This is a genomic window from Zoogloea sp., from assembly GCF_041904905.1.
Classification (GTDB): Bacteria; Pseudomonadota; Gammaproteobacteria; order Burkholderiales; family Rhodocyclaceae; genus Zoogloea.
Window position 1 is genome coordinate 21387 of sequence record NZ_JAYRMI010000010.1, and the last position, 18408, is coordinate 39794.

The following is an 18408-nucleotide window of genomic DNA, read 5'->3' on the forward strand; positions in this document are numbered from 1 at the left end:
GCAACGCCAGAAACAGTGTGGCACCCGGCCCATGAACGCACGCTGAACGGCGCCGGGGCGGGGTCAGCCGAAGCTGTCGCCCATCAGGGTGTTGAACCAGGTGCCCATCTGGCGGAAGTTGCCGTTGCTGACCGAGGCCGCCTCGATGGCGGTGGCCCCCACCGGGTTGCCGCCGTTGGCGGCCAGCACCATCTTCCGGCCGGCGCTGTCGTACTGGTAAACCGCGGTGAGCCACGAGGCGGTGGTGGCGGTAATCGGCGAGTAGCAGGCCGAGTTGGCCACCGGCGCCGGGTCGGGCTGCTGGCCGGCGAGGAGGCGGATGATCGCGTCGGCGCAGATTTTGGCCTCCTGGTTGGCCACGTGGCCGGCCTTGGGCATGCCGCAGCTGGCGGCGTCGCCGATCACGTGGATGCCAGCCACCGCAGTGAATTGGTAGCTCAGCACATCCACCACGCACCAGCGCCCGTCGGCGCTGTTGTTGAGCCCGGCAGCGGCGAGCCAGCCACCCGCCCCCGAGCCGCTGGCCCGGTGGGGCGGAATCGGGCTGACCGCCTGGGCGTCGATCGTGCGGGGCGTGCCGACCGCGTCCACGTAGCTCACCCGGCGGGTCAGCGGGTCGATGGCGATGCCGGTGACGCCCGCCTCATAGCCGATGACGCCGGCGTGGGTGACGCCGAACGCATGGGTGAAGGTCTCGCGCTCGGCCTGGATGGTGGCGTTCTCATCGAGCACCACCACCCGCGAGCCGGCGCCCCGGTAGGTCTTGAGATAATCCGCCACCAGACAGGCCCGCTCGTAGGGCCCGGGCGGACAGCGGTAGGGCGCCTTGGGGATGGTCATCACGAAGGTGCCGTCCTGCATGGCGGCGAGCTGGCTGGCCAGGAGCGCGGTCTGGGGGCCGGCCTGCCAGGCGTGGGGCGTGCGGCTGGCGTAGTCGGCCTGGGTGAGGCCGTAGGCGTCGGAGAACTCGACGCCCGGGGCGAGGATCAGCCGGTCGTAGGCAAGGCGGCTGCCGTCCGACAGGGTGAGGCTGCGGGCGGCGCTGTCGATGGCGGTGAGGCGGGCAGCCTTCACCGTCACCCCATACTTGGCGGCGAGGTTGTCGTAGGTGTAGCCGAGGGAGGCGATGCTGCGGCTGCCGTTCAGCACCAGGTTGCTCATGATGTTGGAGGTGTACCGGGCGTTCGGCTCGACCAGCGTGACCTGCAGGCCACTGCCGCCCCACAGGCGCAGGTACTTGGCCGCGGTGGCGCCGGCCATGCCGCCGCCCACCACCACCACCCGGGCCACGAGGCCGGTGCTGGCGAGGGTGAAACTGGTGTTGGCGCTGTCCTCGAAGTGTTCGTCGTTGTCGTCGCTGTCGGAATCGGCGTGGGCAAAGTGGGCGAGGCCACCGATGGCGCCGCTGCCAAGGGCGGCCCCCGCAAGCAGCAGCAGGCGACGCCGGGAGGGATTGATGGCTTTGGTCATGGGGGTCTCCGGTGCTTACTGCTTGAGGTAGGCGACGATCGCGTCGAGCTGGGCGCTGGTGTAGCCCTGGGCGTGGGCGGCCATGATGTCGCCGCGGGCGGGCTTGCCCAGGTAGTCCTTGACCTCGGCGGCCTCCGAACCGCGGATCCGGTCGAAACCGCCCACGCCGCCGGTGCCGTGGCACTGGAAGCAGTTGGACGCCAGCAGGCGCCCGGCGGTACTGGCCGGCTGGCTGACGGTGGCGGTGCCGCCGGAGCGGCGGGTCAGGGTGTTGATCGCGTCGTGCTTGCCGGCGCTGCTGGCGATCTGGGTGTAGACGCTGAGCCGGTTGCGCTCGTCCAGCCGGGCGGCGGCGCGGGCGAGGCCGTAGTCGCGGCTGCCCTCCATCTCGCTGCGCAGCTGGTCCATGGCCTTCATCACCGCCCTGGCGCTGGTCTGCCCGCCGGGGCTTCGCAGCGCGGCATCCACCGCGGATTCGACCGCGTCGGCCAGGGCCTTGGCCGACGCGCTCTCGCTGGCGCTCACCCGCGCAACCAGCTCGCCTACCGTGGCGGAGCCGCGCTGGGCCACCACCACGTCGGCGAGGGCGCGGAGCATGCGCTCCTGGGCCGCGTGGGCCGTCTCGGCGCTGCCGGCGTTGGCGCTGGCAAGCAACTGCACCGCCCGCTGCAGGGCGAGCTGGCGGGTGTACAGGGCCGGCTGGCTGGCGAGCACGGCCAGCGGATCGGTGCTCAGGTCGGCCACGTTCAATCCGAGCGCCGCCGCCACCCGGGCGCGGGCGGCGTCCAGGGTGAGCCCCTGGGCCACCAGGGCATCGACGAGGCTGGTCAGGGGCGAGACGAGCTGGCCGGTGGCGGCGCCGTCCGCCCGGGTGCTCAGGCGGCCGGCGAAGGCGTAGCCGGTGTCGGTGTCGATACCGCCGCTGACGATCACCCGCAGGCCGGCAACCGGCACGGACAGGGTTGCGTAATCCAGGCGATAGCGGCCGACATCGTCGGTGGTCGCGGTGGGCTCTCCGGCGTCGGCCAGGCCGTTGCCGTTCACATCCAGAAAGACGGTGGCGCCTTTCAGATAGCCGTCGACGGCGGAGCCGGACAGACTGCTCGAGGCCGGCGCGGCGGTACCGGACCCGCCGCCACCGCCGCAGGCCGTCAAGGCCGCGGCAAGTGCGCTGGCCACGATCCCCGCCCACGGAAGCCGGGCGAACGAAGGACACATCTGCATGGAGACTCCCCTTGTGCTGGTTGGTGCTGTGGGTTGAATGCTCCCCTGAAGAGAAGCCATGCGGCGATTATGGGCATCGGGGCTTAAGCCACCCTTAACGGCCACCGCGGGGCACCCGACGCTATGCCAGCGCCGTCCAGGCCACCCCCGGCCCCCGGGCTGACGGCCAGCACCGACATGCCGGGGAAGTCGAAGGCCGACAGCGAGCGCCCCGGCCCGCGTCCGTCCTGAGGCAAATGGCGGTCGGTGAGGGTCGGCACCGTGGCATGGCGGAAGACGCACGAAACGTACTTAGTCCATGCATACCCCGCCCTGTATGGAGCCGTCGGCAGCGCTAAGGGCAGCGATGAGCACGCCCGACCTGAACCTCCTCGTCACCCTCGATGCGCTGCTTGCCGAAGGCAGCATGGCCGGCGCCGCAGGACGGCTGCGCGACGGACGGGTCGACCTGGAGACCGGCGCGATCGGCAAGCACACCGCGCCGGAGCTGCGGGTGCAGGCCCTCTTCCGCGACCGCCTCGTGGGAGTGGTGGCCGCGGGTCACGCCCTGTGAGAGGGAGAGATCACCGCCGCCCGCTACGCCGCCGGACGGCACGTGCGAGTGGCCTGCAAGGGGGTGGACCGGGGGCCGGTGGACGACGATCTCACGGCCCTGGGGCTGGCGCGTCAGGCGGTGGCCACGGAGGGCGGCTTCGCCACCGCGCTGGCGCTGGTGCGCAACGCCGCCCTGATCGCCAGCGTGCCCGAACGCCACACCGGCCGTCTGCGGGAGGGGCTGCACCGCTGTGCGCTGCCGGTAGCGCTGCCGGAGATCACCGTTTCGATGCTGTAGCACCCGCGCTTCGACGGCGACCCCGCGCATCGCTGGCTGCGCGCGGCGGAGCACCGGGTGAGCGCCAACCCGCCGGCTGCAGACGAAGGAGGGGCCTGACCGGCGCGGAGGCGCGGGCCCGGCGGTGAAGGACAGCCGCTCACGCCATCTCAGCAGCCCAGCTCCCGGAAGCGGCTGCGCAGCGCGAACAGGCGCCGCTGCACCGCGGTCAGCTCGGCCCCGCTGGCCTGCCTCTCGATCTGCTCCAGCGCCGGCAGCTGGCTGTCGAGTTGCCGGCACTCCCGCTGGGCCTCGGGTGAGAGCCGCACCCGCTGGGCGAAGGTGTCGTGCTGGCGGGGGTTCATGCCGCCGATCGGCCGCAGCGCTTCGGCAACCTGCTCCCGGAACACCTCGCGGCGCACGTCGTCGCCGACCCGCTCCTTGCCCGACAGCTTGCTGACGCCGCGGGTGGGCTCCACCTCGACCTTCTTCGCGCCCATGCAAGGGACGTCGGAATACACCACCCGCCCCCCTTCGTCGCACTTGAAGACGTTACGGGATGGCGACGGCAGGGACTGGGCGGCGGCCAGGCCGGCCAGAAGCAGCGGCGCTGCCAGCAGGACAAGGGTTTGAGGGGTCTGGAGGCGCATGGGGTTCGGGGGCGGTTGGGGGAGACTTGACCGGCGGGATCGGCGCGACCGGCAGGCTTCGCCGCGACGCATCCCCGAATCCGCCGGGCATTCACGCATGTCATAGATTCTACCTGCCGCCAAGCGCCCTGAACATCGCGGGTGCCCTACAAGGGCAGCGAGTGATCGGCCTTGATCTCGCGGAGCGAGAGGTTCGAGCGGATCGCGCTCACGCCGGGCAGGCGACGCAGGGTGTCGCGGACGAAAATGCCGTAGGCGTCCAGATCCGCGGCGACGACCTGCAGCAGGTAGTCCGACTCGCCGGTGACGTTATGGCAGAACAGCACCTCGGGCATGGCCGCCACCCGCTGCTCGAACTGCAGCGGGGCGTCGCCGGCGTGGTCGCCCAGGGTGATCTGCACGAAGGCCACCACGCCGTAGCCCAGCTTGCGGCGGTTCAGCTCCGCCCGGTAGGCGGCGATGTAGCCGTCGGCCTCCAGGCGCTTGAGCCGGCGCCAGCAGGGGGTTTCGGAGAGCGCCACCTGCTCGGCCAGGCGGGCGTTGGTGAGCCGGCCGTCCCGCTGCAGGGCGCGCAGGATGGCGATGTCGGTGCTGTCGAGGGCATCCATGAAAGAATTTTTTCCGTTCGGTGGCTTACCGGCAATTATCTGCCCGAAAACACCACAGCCCGGAAATAAATAGCAATCCCGCTCCCGGCGTTCCACGGGAAGATAGGTGCTGCTTTTGACCGAGGAGCCGCGATGCCCGGCGTGTCCGATCTTTCCCTGTTCGTTGCCGCGCTGGTGGCGGTGTACCTGTTGCCGGGGCCCGACATGGCCCTCGCGATGTCCACGGCGATCTCACGGGGCACGCGCCACGGGCTGGCGGCGGCGGCCGGGCTGGCGGCCTCGCGGGCGATCCACGTGAGCCTCGCGGGGGCGGGGCTGGCCGCCTTGCTCGCCGCCCATCCGGATCTGTTCGCCGCGGTCCGCTGGGTGGGTGCGGCCTATCTGCTGTGGCTGGCGTGGAAGGTGGCGATGTCCAGCGGCCAGCTGGCGCTCGACGGCGAGACGGCCGACGCCCCGGCCTGGGACGCCGCCCGGCGGGGCGTGCTGACCAACCTGGTCAACCCGAAGGCGCTGATGTTCTGCGCCCTGCTGCTGCCCCAGTTCGTGCATCGGGAGCAGGGCAGCCTGGCGGCCCAGTATCTGGTGCTGGGCCTGGTGCTGGTGGGCATCGGCTTCGCCTTCGACCTGTGCTACGTGCTGCTGGCCGGCCGGCTGGCGGCGTGGCTGGGGGCGTCGCCGCGGGCGGCGCGGGTGCAGCGCCTGGGCTTTGCGGCGGTGTTCGGGGTGGCGGCCGTCCGCCTCGCGGTGCGCGAGCATTAAGCCCCAGCGAAAGGGGCCGCCCCTCGCGGCGCGGCCCCGGCAGATGCCCGGCGGAGAGCCGGCGGCCCTCAGCTGCCCTTCCAGCCCCCGCCCAGGGCCTTGAAGAGATCGACCGAGGCGCTGAGGCGGGCCTGACGGTTCTGCACCCAGGCGAGGGTGGCGTCGTTGGCGGTGCGCTGGGCGGTGAGCACTTCGAGGTAGGGCGAGTAGCCGCCGTCGTAGCGGGCCTGGGCGAGCTTGAGGGCGCGCTGGGCGGCGGTCATGGCGGTGGTGTAGGCGTCTTCGGCTTCGGCGTTCTGGCGCACGGTGACGAGCGCGTCGTTCACCTCGCGGAAGGCGGTCTGCACCGTCTTGCGGTAGGTTTCGAGGGTTTGAGCCTGCTGGGCGCTCACCTGATCCACCTGGGCGCGCAGACGGCCGCCTTCAAAGATGGGCTGGGTGATGCCGGCGCCCAGCGACCAGATGGCCGACGGGGCACTGAACAGCTGGGACAGATCCTTGCTCTCGCGGCCGAAGTTGCCGGTGAGGGTGATGCTGGGGAACAGCGCGGCCTTGGCGACGCCGATCCTGGCGTTGGCGGCGATCAGGTCGGTCTCGGCCTTGCGCACGTCGGGGCGGCCTTCGAGCAGCGCCGACGGCAGGCCGGCGGGCGGCACCGGCGGCACCGGCAGGCTGCGCAGGTCGGCCGGGGCGAGCTTGAGCCCGGGCTGGCCCACCAGCAGGCCGATGAGGTTTTCGGCCAGCGCGCGGTTCTTCTCGAGCTGCACCTGGGCCGCCGTGTAGGTGGCGAGCTGGCCTTCGGCCTGCTGCACGTCGAGCTGGGAGGCGATGCCGCCCTCGAAGCGGGTGCGGGTGAGCTGGGCGCTCTTCGCCTGGCTGGTGACCGAATCGGTGTTGACCAGGATCTGGGCGTCCAGCGCGCGCAGGCTGAGGTAGGCCTGCACCACCGACGCGGCGAGGCTGAGGGACACCGTCTCGCTGGCGTAGCGGGTGCCCAGGGCCTGGGCGCGGGCGGCCTCGGAGGCGCGCCGCAGCCGGCCCCACACGTCCAGCTCGAAGGAGGTGGACAGGGCCATCTTCACGTTGCTGCGGGTGATCGGCGCGGTGGACGGGATGGGCGTGGCGGTGGTCTGGCTGATCCGGTTGCGGGTGCCGGCAACGGTGCCGTCCACCTGGGGCAAGAGGGCCGCATCCACCTGACGCAGCACGGCGTCGGCTTCTTCGATGCGGGCGGCGGCAATCAGGGCGTCGGGGCTGCTGGCAAAGGCCTGGCGGACCAGATCGTCGAGGGTGGCGTCGCCGAAGAGGGTCCACCAGTTGCTGGCGATGGCCGGCGCGGCCGACACCGGCGCGGCGGCGTATTGCGCCGGCAGCTGGAGCCGGGCGTCGGGGCGGGCGTAGTCGGGGCCGATGGCGCAGCCCGTGAGGGCGCCGGCAAAACCCAGCGCCAGCAGGGCGGGAAGGGTGCGGATCATTGCTTCACCTCCGGGGTGTGGGCCTGGGGCAGATCGCCGGCCGGGTGGCGGGTCTTGCCGCGGCTCAACCACTTGAAGAACAGGGGCACGAAGAGGGTGGCGATGAAGGTGGCGGCGAGCATCCCGCCGACCACGCCGGTGCCCATCGAGCGGCGGGCGGCAGCGCCGGCGCCGGTGGAGATGGCCAGCGGCAGCACGCCCAGCACGAAGGCCAGCGAGGTCATCACGATGGGGCGGAAGCGCAGCCGCGCGGCTTCCACCGCGGCCTCGACGATGCCCATGCCTTCGGCCTGCTTCTGGGCCGCGAACTCGACGATCAGGATCGCGTTCTTGGCCGCCAGCCCCACCAGCACCACCAGGCCGATCTGGAAGTAGATGTCGTTGGGCATGCCGCGCAGGAGCACGGCCAGCAGGGCGCCGAACATGGCGAAGGGCACCGCCATGATGACCGCCAGCGGCAGCGACCATTTTTCGTACTGGGCGGCGAGGATCAGGAAGACCATCACGATGCCGAAGGTGAAGGCGATCACCGAGGCGTTGCCGGTGCGCTTCTCCTGGAAGGCCTGGCCGACCCATTCGGTGCGATAGCCTTCCGGCAGCACTTCGGCGGAGACTTCCTCGACGGCCTTGATGGCGTCGCCCGAGCTGTAGCCCGGCGCGGCACCGCCCATCACCTTGGCGGCGACGAAGCCGTTGAAGCGCTCGATCATCTCGGGGCCGGTGATGGTCTTGACGGTGGCGACCGCGGAGAGCGGCACCATGGCCCCGCCAGCCGCCTTGACGTAGGACTTGAGGATGTCTTCCGGCTTGGCGCGGTTGGCGGCTTCGGCCTGCAGCTGGACCTTGTAGGTCTTGCCGCCGCGGTTGAAGTCATTGACGTACAGCGTGCCGGTGGTGGCCTGCAGGGTGGCGTAGATGGAATCCAGCGAGATGCCCATCGACATGGCCTTGGGTTCGTCCACCTCGACGAAGAGCTGGGGCGCGCCCACCCGGAAGAAGCTGTTGATGCCGGCCAGCTCCGGACGCTTCTTGAGGGCCTCGACGAGCTGGCCGGTGACCGCCGCCAGGCTGCGGGCGTCGCCGTCGGCACGGTTCTGCAGATACACCTCGAAGCCGCCGGCGGTGCCCAGGCCCTGGATGGGCGGCGGGTTGAACACCAGCCCCATGCCGTCGGGCAGGCTCATGCCCAGGCCGGTGAACTTGCCGGCCATGGCGTCGGTAGTGACGGTGCGCGCCTCCCACGGCTTGAAGATGATGAAGGTGGTGGCGACGCTGGGCCGGTTGTTGCCGGTGATGAAATCGACCCCCTTCACGAAGAAGATGTTCTCGATGTCGTCGGACATGATGCGCTGGCGCATCTGGTCGGTGGCGACGTTGGTGCGCTGGGCGGAGGCGCCGTCGGTGAGGGTGACGAAGCCGAACAGGTAGCCCTGGTCTTCGGCCGGCACGAAGCTGCCCGGCACGGTGCGCAGCAGGAAGGCCGCGGCGCCGATGGTCAGCAGGAACACCAGGGTGCCGATGATGCCGTGGCGCAGGGTGAGGCTGACGGTGCCGGTGTAGCTGTTGGTGAAGCGCTCGAACAGCCGGTTGAAGGGCTTGAACAGCGGCTTCTCCTCGTGGGTCGGCTTGAGCAGCAGGGCGCACAGGGCCGGGGTGAGGGTGAGGGCGACGATGCCGGAGATCACCACCGCCACCGCCACGGTGACCGCGAACTGCTTGTACAGCACGCCGGCGATGCCCCCCAGGAAGGCCACCGGCACGAACACGGCGCACAGCACCAGCACGATGGCGACCACCGCGCCGGACACCTCGCGCATGGCCTCGATGGCGGCGTCCCTGGGCGAGAGCTTCTGCTCGTTCATCAGGCGCTCGACGTTCTCGAGCACGACGATCGCGTCATCCACCACGATGCCGATCGCCAGCACCATCGCGAACAGGGTGAGGGTGTTGATCGAGAAGCCGAACAGCCACATGCCGGCGAAGGTGCCGATCAGCGACACCGGCACCGCGATGATCGGGATCAGCGTGGCGCGCCAGTTCTGGAGGAAGAGGTAAACCACCGCGATCACCAGGATGACCGCCTCGGCGAGGGTCTTGAGCACCTCCTTGGCGGATTCCTGGATGAAGCGGGTGGTGTCGTAGGGGATGATGTACTCGACGCCCTTCGGGAAGCGCTTCTGCATCTCGTCCAGGCGCGCCCGCACCGCCTTGGCGGTGTTGAGGGCGTTGGCGCCGGACTGCAGGTAGATGCCCATGCCCGACACCGGCGCGCCATTCACGGTGGTGCTGCGGTCGTAGCTGTCGGCGCCCAGTTCGATGCGCGCCACATCACGCAGGCGCACCACCCCGTTGGGGCCGTCGGCCCGCAGGATGATGTTGCCGAACTCGTCGGTGGTGAGCAGGCGGCCCTTGGCGGTGACGGTGTAGGTGAGCTGCTGGCCATTGACCATCGGCTCGGCGCCGATCTTGCCGGCGGCGTTCTGGGTGTTCTGCACCCGGATCGCGGCGGCCACCTCGGAGGTGGTCACGCCCAGCTTGGCCATCACGTCGGGCTTGAGCCACAGGCGCATGGCGTAGATCGGGTCGAACTGCTGGGCGTCGCCCACGCCGGGGATACGGCGGATCTCCTCGACCACGTTGGTATTCACGTAGTTGGAGAGGAACAGGGCGTCGTGGGTGCCTTCGGGCGAGCGCAGGGCCGCGAACATCAGGATGTTGTTGGAGCGCTTCTGCACCAGCACGCCGGTGCGCCGCACGTCGTCGGGCAGGCGCGGCTCGGCCACCTTCACCCGGTTATTGACGGCGATCAGCGCGTTGTCGGGGTTGGTGCCCACCTCGAAGGTGGCGGTGATGGTGACCACCCCGGCCGAGTTGCTGGTGGAGTTGTAGTAGATCAGGCCTTCGACGCCCGACAGCTGCTCCTCGATGGGCGCGGCGACGGTCTTGGAGAGGGTTTCGGCGTTGGCGCCGGGGAAGCTGGCGGTGATGATGACCGTCGGCGGGGTGATCTCGGGGTACTGGGCGACCGGCAGCGTGAGCGAGGCCATGAGGCCGGCGATCACGATGACGATCGAGATGACCGACGCGAAGATCGGGCGACTGATGAAGAAGCGTGACATGGATGGCGCCCCCTCAACCCTTGGCCGGCGCAGCGGCCGGGGCGGCGCCCGGCTTGCCGCCGGCACCCGGGCCTTCGCCCGGCCCGTGCGGGGCCACGGTGGCGCCCGGACGGAGCTTGATGAGGTTGTCCACGATCACCTTGTCGCCAGCCTTCAGGCCACCCAGGATGACCCACTCCTTGCCGCTCCACTGGCCGGTCTTGACCGGGCGCGGGGCGACCTTGTTGTCGGGACCGACGGTCATCACCACCGGGCCGCCGTCGGTCTGCATCACCGCCGCCTGGGGCACCTTGAACACGCCCTCGCGCTCGCCGGTGATGAGGCGCGCCTTCACGAACTGGCCCGGCAGCAGCTTGCCGTCGGGGTTGGGAAACTCGCCGCGGAACTGCAGGGTGCCCAAGCGGGGGTCGATCTGGCTGGCGGCAAAGTTGAGCCGGCCGCGCTGGGCGTAGGTGCTGCCATCCGGCAGAACCACCTCGACGCCGCGGATGGCCTTCGGGTTGAAGCGGCCGTCCGGCGAGGCGGCGGTGAGTTCGGTGTCGGACACCGAGAAGCGCACCCAGATCGGGTTCACCTGGACGATGGTGGTGAGCAGGGTGCCGGCACCGCTGGCCACCAGCGTGCCCTCCGATACCTGAGCGCGGCCTGTCACGCCGGACACCGGCGCGGTAACATTGGCATAGGAAAGGTTCAGCTCGGCCTGGCGCAGCGCGGCCTGGGCGGCCTGCACCGCAGCCAGGGCCACGCTGTTGTCGGAGCTGGCGGTGTCGTACTCGCGCTGGCTGATGGCCTGCTGGGCCAGCAGCGCCTTGAGGCGGGCCGCCTCGCGCTGGGTCTGTTCGACCTTGGCCTTGGCCTCGGCCAGTTGGGCCCTGGCCTGGGCCACGGCCACGTCGAGGGGCTCCCGGTCGATCTGGAAGAGGGTCTGGCCGGCCTTCACGGTGGCGCCTTCTTCGTACACGCGCTTCATGAGGATGCCGCCGACCCGCGCACGCACTTCAACCTCCCGCGCGCCTTCGGTCTGGGCGACGGCCTCGACGCTGGTCTCGGCCCGGGTGGGCTGCATCTCGACGGCGGTCACCGGCATCGGCGGCATGCCACCGGCGGGCGGTCCGCCGGCGCCCTGCTCCTTGCCGGAGCAGCCGAACAGCAGAAAGGAAACCGCCAGCGCCGGCACGGCGAGGCGGAACGAGAAGGGCTGGGGATGGGGGTGCGCGCTCAAGATCGACTCCAGGGCTGGATTTCTGGTTTGTATTGGGGCACAGTTTCATACAAACACGAATGTATGTAAATAGCCCTCACTAACATTCTACGACGGGATTAATGCAATATGGTTCGCAGGACCAAGGAAGAAGCCGAAGAAACGCGCCGCCAGATCATCGAGGCGGCCCGCCGGGTCTTTCTGGAATGCGGGGTTGGCAGCACCAGCCTCGAGAAGATCGCTGCCGCCGCGGGGGTGACCCGGGGCGCGGTTTACTGGCACTTCAAGAACAAGACCGATCTGTTCTTCGCGATGCGCGAGGACGCGGTGCTGCCCTTCCTCGACCGGGTGGTGTTCGACGCCGGGACCGACGACCCCCTGGGCGGCATCGAGCGGGCCCTGCAGGAGATCATCCACATTCTGGTGGACGAGGCCCAGACCCGCGAGACCTTCGAGATCCTCGCCTTCAAGTGCGAGTACGTGGGCGAGTTCAGCGCGATGAAGAGCTGCACCGCGGGGCAGATGGATTTCCTGGGGCTGCTCGGCGAGGCTTACCGCCGGGCCGCGGCGCGGGGCCAGCTGCGCCAGCCGGCCGACCCGGAGATGCTCGCCTACGACACCTTCCTGTTCGTGGGCGGGCTCATCAAGCACTGGATCGCCTGCACCCCCGACGAGCGCTTCCGGGTGGACGCGAAGCGCTTCATCGCCCAGCACGTGGCCCTGCGCCGGGCCTGAGGGCGGTCAGCGGGGCGCCGGCAGGCGGGTCACCATCCCGCGGCTCTGGAAGGCGCCGGGCGCCCATGCGGCGGGCGGCGCCAGCGGCTGGGTGCCGACCGGCAGGGCGAACTCGGCCTGGGGCGTGAGCAGCTCGCCCAGCGGGCCGTCGGGCTTATCCACCCGCCCGCGCAGGATGGCCGGCGGCGTGAAATCCAGGGCCTCCGGCGCAAGCGCGCCGCCGGGCAGCGGGAAGTTGCCCCGGTGATCCCCCGGCATGGCCAGACTGAAACCCCCCAGCCCCACGGTGAGGTTGTTGCGCGTGACCACCTGGGTATCCGGCGGGAGCTTGTCGGACCACACCCGGGTGAACCAGGCCGGCCGCCAGCCCGCGTTGATGAGGGTGTTGTGGGCCATCAGCAGGCGGTTCTCGGCCCAGCGGCTGCCCTCGGCGCCGTAGCCCACCACGATGGGGTTGGCGCTGTCGGCGCTCTGGCCGATCACGTTGCCCACCACCAGCGCCACGCCGCCTTCGGGAAACTCCAGCTCGTACGAGGCCATGCCGCCGGGGCCGTCCAGCAGCAGGTTGTAGCGGATCTCGTTGCGCCCGGCCCGGCTCTTGACCAGATGCCCCAGATAGCCCTGGTGGAAGCGGCTGCCCTCCAGCACGAAGGACTTGATGTGCCCCACGTAGAGCAGGTGGTGCAGGCGGCCGGGCTCGCGGGGCGCCTGGCTGAAGGCGCTGTTGTAGATGCGCAGCTCGGCGGTGTCGAAGTTGGCGGTGATGAGGCCGTTCTGGTTGTCCTCGAAGACGCAGTCGCGCACCTCCAGGCTGCCCTGCTCGAAGCGGATGCCGGCGCCGTTGCCGTCGGCCACCCGGGCGCCGCGGAACTCGATGTTCTCCACCTTGTAGTTGCCATTGACGAACACCCAGATGCCCTTGCCGTCGGCGTCGCGACCGTCGGCGTCGAGCACCGGGCGGCCGCCGTAGCCGCGCAGGGTGAGGGATTTCTGGGCCCACACCGCCACGTCGCCCTTGTAGGTGCCGGGGCGGATCAGCACGGTGTCGCCGTCCTTGGCGATGCGCGCGGCGTCGGCGATGCGGGTGACCGACTCGCCGGGCCCGACGAGGATGGTCGCCGCGGCGGCGGGCAGCGCCGGCAGGCAGGAGAGCGAGAGGGCGAGAAGCGCGAGGCGGGCGGTCATGGGTCGGCGCGAAGTCAGTGGTGGAAGGGCGTGCGCTCAGCGGGCCGGAGGCTGGCGCAGGTTGAGGGCCAGCCAGGCCAGCAGCAGCAGGAAGACGGTGATCCGGGGCATGTCGAGGAGGCTGTCCACCATGCCCACCGTCGCCAGCCCGACCAGCGCCGCCAGCAGGGTGGGCGCGTGGGCCTGCAGACGGGTGGGCCGGCGGACGAGGCACAGCAGCGCGCCGGCCAGGATCAGCAGCATCGCCACCGCCCCCAGCACGCCTTGCTCGACGAAGGCATGGACGAACAGGTTCTTGGCGTGCCACGGCAGGTGGTCCCGGTCGGAGCTGAAGAACCAGCGCGCGCCGCCGTCCTCGAAGCCGCCGTTGGCGACGAGGGGCCGGAGCTGGGCGTCGGTGAGTTCGATGTCGTCCAGGTCGATGGGCGTGGGCCCGGTGGTGCCCAGGGTGATCACGGTCGTCCGGGGCAGGCTGCCGACCGCGGCCATCAGCGGGTCGTCGAGCACGCGGGTCACCGTCGTCCAGTGCTTGCTGCCGGAGAGCGGCACCATCGCGCTGGCGCAGGGGTTGGCGTAGAGCAGGTGCTTGCGGCACACCTGCACGACCAGCTGGGTGTCGACCTCGCTGCGGGCCTTCAGGCGCAGCTGCAGCGGGGTGACGACGTCGGTCGGCAAGCGCTGGGTGAGCAGCACCACCTCGTCGATGCTGCGCCCCTGGCGCGGGCCGGTGAGGCGCATCGCGCGGCCGCCGGGCTCGCCGACGAGGGCCAGCGAACCCGGCGTGGCCGGATCGGCAACCCGCCAGAAGTACACCTCGGGATAACGCCCGAGGCCCAGGCCGACCAGCGCATCCAGCGGCCCCTGCACGAAATCGAGGCTGCGCCCGGTGTGGCGGAGCCGGATCTCGGTGTCGGAGCCGGTGTTGGAGAGGCGGCTGCCCATGTAGTAGCCGCCCAGGGTGGTGACCACCATGCCGCCGACCGCCAGCGCCACCAGCAAGCCCTGGATGTCCTGCAGCCGCGGCTGCCACAGGGGCGTCCGGCCCAGCGCCTGACGGGTCAGCACCGCCAGCGCCAGCAGCGCGCCGCCCAGGCTGCCCATGAAGCGCGTCGGCGCGCTCCAGAAGGCGCTCACCAGCACCGTCGCCAGCGCCAGCGCCACCAGCAGCGCCAGCACCGCCACGCCGCCCACCCGCAGCCCGCGCGCCCGCAGCACCAGGAGCAGCGCCGCCAGCCCCCACAGGGCCGCGTAAGTCAGGTAGATGCCCTTCGGCAGCGCCAGCATGGCCACCGCGCCCCCCGCCGCCAGCACCGCCCCGCCGATCAGGCCCAGGGCGAAGCCGCCGGCCCGCATCCCCGCGATCGCGCTGCCCGCCGGCCACGCCAGCAGGGCCAGCCCGGTGAAGGCCAGCAGCGCCCGGTAGCCGCCCTCGGGGAAGATCAGCATCCCGCCGGCCAGCATCGCCAGCACCAGCCCGGCCACCACCGCCGGATGCCGCCGCGGGCGATCTGCCGTGCCCGGCGCCGCAGGGCGCCCCAGGCTGGCCACGCCCAGCGCCGCCATCGACACGAACAGCGCGCCATAGACGATCCGCGAGAAGGTGGTGAACATCGCGTAGACGCCCACCGCCACCACCGCCAGCGCCAGCGCCCGACCCACCACGCCGTGGGCGCGCCGGAAGCTCAGCACCGCGAAGGGGAAGCTCAGCATCAGCCACGCATCCAGCGCCGCGCCGCCCACGTGCATCTCCCAGAACAGGGCCGAGGTGCGGTAATCGGACGCGAAGTTGGTGAGACCCGGAAAGGCCACCCGCTCCCACAGCGCGGCGGCGGCGCAGGTGGCAAAACCCAGGGTGAGGCCCAGGGTCAGCCGGTCCAGCGCCGCGTCGCCATCGCGCCGCACCGCCAGCTGCAGGAAGGGGATCAACGCGAAGGCCAGCAGGAAGCCCTTGCCCACCCGCAGCGCATTGACCGTGGTGTTGTAGCCGATCAGCGACCCCGCTTCGAGCGCCGGCAGCGGCAGCCCGCCCCGCAGCCCGGCGACGGCCACGCTCGCCGCCAGCAGCCCGAACACCCCCAGCGCGCCGGCCCGCAGCTTGACGGGCGCCCGCCCGGCCAGGGTGGGCGGCGGCGGCGCGAAGGCCTCCCGCAGCCCCAGGGCGGCCAGGGTGACCAGGGCCAGCGCGTCGCTCTCGGTAAAGTGGATGTGCCCGCCCCACGGCGCCAGGTCCACCACCGGCCACAGGGCCGGCAGCAGCACCAGCCACAGGGCCGGGCGGATCGCCAGCGCCAGCCCATAGGCCCCCAGCAGCACCCCGGCCACGCCCCGGTCGAGGGGGTAGGACGCGAACCACATCGACAGGGCGACGATGGCAAGCACGAACACCGATCCGCCATACAGGCGGGCAGTGGGGCCGGAGCGGGGCGAAGCGGCGGAGGGGTGGGCGGTGGCGGTCAAGATCGGCAGCGCAGGGGACGACAGGAAGCGGGGATGCTAACCGATTCGAATGAAGCGCGGAGGCCCCGGCGCGCGTCCACCCTTGACCGGTGTCACGGCGCATCGCAGGATTGCGCATTCCGTCACGCCCGCCCGCCGATGCCCACCCCTGCCGCCCCCGCCGAACCCACCCCGGCCCTGCGCACGCGCCCGCTGGTGGCCTGCCTGCTGGCGACGCGTCCGGCGTTTCTCGGCGTCACCCTGTTCGCCTGCCTCATCGGGCTGGCCACCGCCCACGGCGGCGGCGCGATCATCGACCCGGCCAGGGCCCTGGTCACCGTGCTGTTCGCCCTGGTGGCCCACGCCGGCATCAACGTGCTCAACGATTTCTACGACGCCCGCAGCGGCGCCGACGCCGCCAACGCCGAGCGCCTCTTTCCCTTCACCGGCGGCAGCCGCTTCATCCAGAACGGCGTGCTCTCCGAAGCCGAAACCGGCCGCCTGGGCTGGACCCTGCTGGCCGCGGTGGTGCCGGCCGGGCTGTGGCTGGCGGCGCAATCGGGGCCGGGGCTGATCCTCGTCGGGCTGGCCGGGCTGCTGCTGGGCTGGGCCTACACCGCACCGCCGCTGGCGCTGGTGTCCCGCGGGCTGGGCGAGCTGGCCGTGGCGGCCGGCTGGCTGATCGTCACGGTGGGCGCCGACTTCGTGCAACGCGGCGGCTTTGCGCCGGCACCGCTGCAGGCCGGGCTCTCCTACGCCCTGCTGGTGGCGGCGATCCTGTTCATCAACGAGTTCCCCGACCTGCGCGGCGACGCCGCCGCCGGCAAGCGCACGCTGGTCGTGCGCCTGGGGCCCCACACCGCCAAGTGGGCCTATCTGGCGCTCACCGTCGTGGCCTACGGCTGGCTGGTGCTGATGGTGGGCCGCGACCGGCTGCCCCAGGGCGCCGCGGCCGCCGCGCTCAGCCTGATCCTGTCCTTCCGCGCCGCGCGCCACCTCCTCGCCCACGCCGACCGGCCCGCCGAACTCGCCCCCGCGATAAAACTGACCATCGCCGCCGCCCACCTGCACGGCCTCATCCTTGCCGCCACGCTGGCCTTCGGCCGCTGGCCGGGAGCCACCTCATGAACCTCACCCTGCCCTTCACCCCCGCCGAAATCCGCGGCGTCATCTTCGACATGGACGGCCTGCTCCTCGACAGCGAGCGGGTAGCCCTCGCCACCGTGGCCGAAGCCGCCGCCGAGCTGGGCCTGGAATGGCGCTACGAGGTGGGGCTGGCGATGGTCGGCCTCAACTCGAAGGACGGCCCCGCGGTGATCCGCCGCCACCTGGGCGACGACTACCCCACCGCCGCCCTGTACGACACCTTCGGGCGGATCTACGAGGCCGCCATCGTCGCCGGCCGCATCCCGGTGAAAGGCGGCGCCGCCGAGCTGTTCGACCAGCTCGACCGCCGCGCCCTGGGCCGCGTGGTGGCCACCTCCACCCGCCGCTCCCGGGCCGAGCCCAAGCTCGCCGCGGTGGGCCTCCTGCCGCGGGTGCACGGCATGGTGTGCGGCGACGAGGTCGTCCGCGGCAAGCCCGCGCCCGACATCTACTTCGCCGCCGCCGCGCGCCTGGGCCTGCCGATCGAGCACTGCCTGGTGCTGGAAGACTCCAACGCCGGCGTGCGCGGCGCCCTGGCCGCCGGCGCCCGGGTGGTGATGGTGCCCGACCTCCTCCAGCCCGCCGACGGCGTGCGCGCCGCCGGCGTGCCGGTAGCCGCCAGCCTCCACGACCTCGCCGGCTTCTTCGCCGCGGGCTGACCCATGCTGCGCGCCACCGCCCTCCTCGCCCTGCTCGCCGCCGCCCCGGCCCACGCCGACGCGCCGGGCTCCACCGCCTTCTGCCTGTTCCCCCTGCCCCCCGACAACGCCACCCAGCGGCACATCAATCTGGGTATCGTTCAATATGTCGACCTGCGGGCCGACGAAGTGCGGATCGCCTTCGGTGGCGGCAACCTGGGCAGCGGCCACGAGGCCCGCATCCCGGTAAAGAGCCGCGACGAAGCCGACGCCGTGCTCGCCCGGCTGCGCGAAACCGCCATCCGCTGTGCCCAACCCACCACCGGAGCCACGCCATGAAACTCGTCGGAATGCTCGATTCGCCCTTCGTCCGCCGCACCTTCATCAGCGCCCGGATGCTCGGCGTGCCCTTCGAGCACCAGTCCCTGTCGGTGTTTCGCAACTTCGCCGAGTTCCACGCCATCAACCCGCTGGTCAAGGCCCCCACCCTGGTGCTGGACGACGGCGGCGTGATGGTGGACAGCAGCGTCATCATCGACTGGTTCGAGCGCACCGCCGCCCCCGGCAAGACCCTGCTGCCCGCCGACCCGGCCCGCCTGCTGCGCTGCCTGCAGCTCACCGGCTGGGGCCTCGCCGCCGCCGAGAAGAGCGTCCAGCGCTACTACGAGACCAAGGTGCGCCCCGAGGCCACCCGTCACCCCGACTGGATCGAGCGGGTCAGCGGCCAGATCCGCGACACCTACGCCCTCATCGACCGCCACGTGGGCCAGGACGACTGGCTGTGCGGCGACCGCCCCACCCAGGCCGACATCACCGTGGCCGTCGCCTGGCGCTTCACCCACCACACCGCCCCGGGCCTGGTGGACGCCAGCGACTACCCCCACCTCGCCGGCCTCGCCGCCCAGGCCGAGGGCCTGCCGGCCTTCCGCGCCGCCGCCTACGACTGAACGA

17 protein-coding genes are annotated in these 18408 nt (G+C 71.3%); 8 read left to right on the forward strand and 9 right to left on the reverse strand.

Annotation, left to right across the window (positions count from 1 at the left end; translation table 11 throughout):
• Nucleotides 1-63: 63 nt before the first annotated feature.
• Together ACE3N6_RS04680 and ACE3N6_RS04685 are read right to left on the reverse strand one after the other, a co-directional pair.
• Nucleotides 64-1470, reverse strand: a complete 1407-nt coding sequence (locus ACE3N6_RS04680) for an FAD-dependent oxidoreductase (protein ID WP_374244019.1) — start codon at nt 1468-1470, stop codon at nt 64-66.
• A gap of 15 nt (nt 1471-1485) precedes the next feature.
• The gene (locus ACE3N6_RS04685; RefSeq protein ID WP_374244020.1) at nt 1486-2688 is read right to left on the reverse strand and encodes a c-type cytochrome; all 1203 of its coding nucleotides are present in this window, start codon (nt 2686-2688) and stop codon (nt 1486-1488) included.
• A 322-nt stretch (nt 2689-3010) separates the two neighbouring features.
• Here ACE3N6_RS04685 and ACE3N6_RS04690 point away from each other — a divergent pair, with 322 nt between their 5' ends.
• Both ACE3N6_RS04690 and ACE3N6_RS04695 read left to right on the forward strand, forming a co-directional pair.
• Nucleotides 3011-3247: a hypothetical protein gene (locus ACE3N6_RS04690; protein ID WP_374244021.1), complete on the forward strand. Its 237-nt coding sequence runs from the start codon at nt 3011-3013 to the stop codon at nt 3245-3247.
• Nucleotides 3248-3325: 78 nt separating this feature from the next.
• Nucleotides 3326-3526: a hypothetical protein gene (locus tag ACE3N6_RS04695; protein ID WP_374244022.1), complete on the forward strand. Its 201-nt coding sequence runs from the start codon at nt 3326-3328 to the stop codon at nt 3524-3526.
• Nucleotides 3527-3675: 149 nt separating this feature from the next.
• Here ACE3N6_RS04695 and ACE3N6_RS04700 read toward each other — a convergent pair whose 3' ends face one another.
• Both ACE3N6_RS04700 and ACE3N6_RS04705 read right to left on the reverse strand, forming a co-directional pair.
• A complete protein-coding gene (locus ACE3N6_RS04700) occupies nt 3676-4155 on the reverse strand; it encodes a hypothetical protein (protein WP_374244023.1) in 480 nt (159 codons plus the stop codon).
• Nucleotides 4156-4301: 146 nt separating this feature from the next.
• On the reverse strand, nt 4302-4763 hold the full coding sequence (locus tag ACE3N6_RS04705; protein ID WP_374244024.1) for an Lrp/AsnC family transcriptional regulator: 462 nt from the start codon (nt 4761-4763) through the stop codon (nt 4302-4304).
• 141 nt (nt 4764-4904) lie between these two features.
• Between ACE3N6_RS04705 and ACE3N6_RS04710 the strand changes: the two genes are divergently transcribed.
• Nucleotides 4905-5522, forward strand: a complete 618-nt coding sequence (locus tag ACE3N6_RS04710; RefSeq protein WP_374244025.1) for a LysE family translocator — start codon at nt 4905-4907, stop codon at nt 5520-5522.
• Nucleotides 5523-5590: 68 nt separating this feature from the next.
• Here ACE3N6_RS04710 and ACE3N6_RS04715 read toward each other — a convergent pair whose 3' ends face one another.
• The 3 genes from ACE3N6_RS04715 to ACE3N6_RS04725 are packed head-to-tail and all read right to left on the reverse strand — an operon-like array spanning nt 5591 to nt 11338.
• Nucleotides 5591-6997, reverse strand: a complete 1407-nt coding sequence (locus tag ACE3N6_RS04715; protein ID WP_374244026.1) for an efflux transporter outer membrane subunit — start codon at nt 6995-6997, stop codon at nt 5591-5593.
• The gene (locus ACE3N6_RS04720; RefSeq protein ID WP_374244027.1) at nt 6994-10116 is read right to left on the reverse strand and encodes an efflux RND transporter permease subunit; all 3123 of its coding nucleotides are present in this window, start codon (nt 10114-10116) and stop codon (nt 6994-6996) included. The genes ACE3N6_RS04715 and ACE3N6_RS04720 overlap by 4 nt, the downstream gene beginning before the upstream one ends.
• A 13-nt stretch (nt 10117-10129) precedes the next feature.
• Nucleotides 10130-11338 (reverse strand): efflux RND transporter periplasmic adaptor subunit, encoded by a 1209-nt coding sequence (locus ACE3N6_RS04725; RefSeq protein WP_374244028.1) that lies wholly within the window; start codon nt 11336-11338, stop codon nt 10130-10132.
• 108 nt (nt 11339-11446) lie between these two features.
• Between ACE3N6_RS04725 and ACE3N6_RS04730 the strand changes: the two genes are divergently transcribed.
• Nucleotides 11447-12052 carry a TetR family transcriptional regulator gene (locus tag ACE3N6_RS04730; RefSeq protein ID WP_374244029.1) on the forward strand — a complete coding sequence of 202 codons (606 nt, stop codon included), beginning with the start codon at nt 11447-11449 and terminating at the stop codon, nt 12050-12052.
• Between the two features lie 6 nt (nt 12053-12058).
• Here the strand turns inward: ACE3N6_RS04730 and ACE3N6_RS04735 are convergent, their stop codons facing one another.
• On the reverse strand, nt 12059-13237 hold the full coding sequence (locus tag ACE3N6_RS04735; protein WP_374244030.1) for a hypothetical protein: 1179 nt from the start codon (nt 13235-13237) through the stop codon (nt 12059-12061).
• 36 nt (nt 13238-13273) lie between these two features.
• Nucleotides 13274-15694 (reverse strand): hypothetical protein, encoded by a 2421-nt coding sequence (locus tag ACE3N6_RS04740; RefSeq protein WP_374244032.1) that lies wholly within the window; start codon nt 15692-15694, stop codon nt 13274-13276.
• Nucleotides 15695-15832: 138 nt separating this feature from the next.
• Here ACE3N6_RS04740 and ACE3N6_RS04745 point away from each other — a divergent pair, with 138 nt between their 5' ends.
• From ACE3N6_RS04745 to ACE3N6_RS04760, 4 genes are read left to right on the forward strand one after another with little or no spacing between them, the layout of a single operon-like run.
• Nucleotides 15833-16801, forward strand: a complete 969-nt coding sequence (locus ACE3N6_RS04745; RefSeq protein WP_374244033.1) for a prenyltransferase — start codon at nt 15833-15835, stop codon at nt 16799-16801.
• Entirely contained in the window at nt 16798-17478 is a 681-nt protein-coding gene (locus ACE3N6_RS04750) for an HAD family hydrolase (protein ID WP_374244034.1), read from the forward strand. Before ACE3N6_RS04745 ends, ACE3N6_RS04750 begins: the two co-directional genes overlap by 4 nt.
• 3 nt (nt 17479-17481) lie before the next feature.
• Nucleotides 17482-17796 carry a hypothetical protein gene (locus ACE3N6_RS04755; RefSeq protein ID WP_374244035.1) on the forward strand — a complete coding sequence of 105 codons (315 nt, stop codon included), beginning with the start codon at nt 17482-17484 and terminating at the stop codon, nt 17794-17796.
• A complete protein-coding gene (locus ACE3N6_RS04760) occupies nt 17793-18404 on the forward strand; it encodes a glutathione S-transferase family protein (protein WP_374244036.1) in 612 nt (203 codons plus the stop codon). The genes ACE3N6_RS04755 and ACE3N6_RS04760 overlap by 4 nt, the downstream gene beginning before the upstream one ends.
• Nucleotides 18405-18408 lie beyond the last annotated feature (4 nt).

Excerpts from the sequence above, each read along its gene's own strand:
- ACE3N6_RS04720 (WP_374244027.1), bottom strand. The coding sequence starts at position 10,116 with ATGTCACGCTTCTTCATCAGTCGCCCGATCTTCGCGTCGGTCATCTCG.
- ACE3N6_RS04700 (WP_374244023.1), bottom strand. The coding sequence starts at position 4,155 with ATGCGCCTCCAGACCCCTCAAACCCTTGTCCTGCTGGCAGCGCCGCTG.
- ACE3N6_RS04680 (WP_374244019.1), bottom strand. The coding sequence starts at position 1,470 with ATGACCAAAGCCATCAATCCCTCCCGGCGTCGCCTGCTGCTGCTTGCG.
- ACE3N6_RS04745 (WP_374244033.1), top strand. The coding sequence starts at position 15,833 with ATGCCCACCCCTGCCGCCCCCGCCGAACCCACCCCGGCCCTGCGCACG.
- ACE3N6_RS04735 (WP_374244030.1), bottom strand. The coding sequence starts at position 13,237 with ATGACCGCCCGCCTCGCGCTTCTCGCCCTCTCGCTCTCCTGCCTGCCG.
- ACE3N6_RS04730 (WP_374244029.1), top strand. The coding sequence starts at position 11,447 with ATGGTTCGCAGGACCAAGGAAGAAGCCGAAGAAACGCGCCGCCAGATC.
- ACE3N6_RS04755 (WP_374244035.1), top strand. The coding sequence starts at position 17,482 with ATGCTGCGCGCCACCGCCCTCCTCGCCCTGCTCGCCGCCGCCCCGGCC.
- ACE3N6_RS04685 (WP_374244020.1), bottom strand. The coding sequence starts at position 2,688 with ATGTGTCCTTCGTTCGCCCGGCTTCCGTGGGCGGGGATCGTGGCCAGC.
- ACE3N6_RS04705 (WP_374244024.1), bottom strand. The coding sequence starts at position 4,763 with ATGGATGCCCTCGACAGCACCGACATCGCCATCCTGCGCGCCCTGCAG.
- ACE3N6_RS04715 (WP_374244026.1), bottom strand. The coding sequence starts at position 6,997 with ATGATCCGCACCCTTCCCGCCCTGCTGGCGCTGGGTTTTGCCGGCGCC.
- ACE3N6_RS04690 (WP_374244021.1), top strand. The coding sequence starts at position 3,011 with ATGGAGCCGTCGGCAGCGCTAAGGGCAGCGATGAGCACGCCCGACCTG.
- ACE3N6_RS04750 (WP_374244034.1), top strand. The coding sequence starts at position 16,798 with ATGAACCTCACCCTGCCCTTCACCCCCGCCGAAATCCGCGGCGTCATC.
- ACE3N6_RS04760 (WP_374244036.1), top strand. The coding sequence starts at position 17,793 with ATGAAACTCGTCGGAATGCTCGATTCGCCCTTCGTCCGCCGCACCTTC.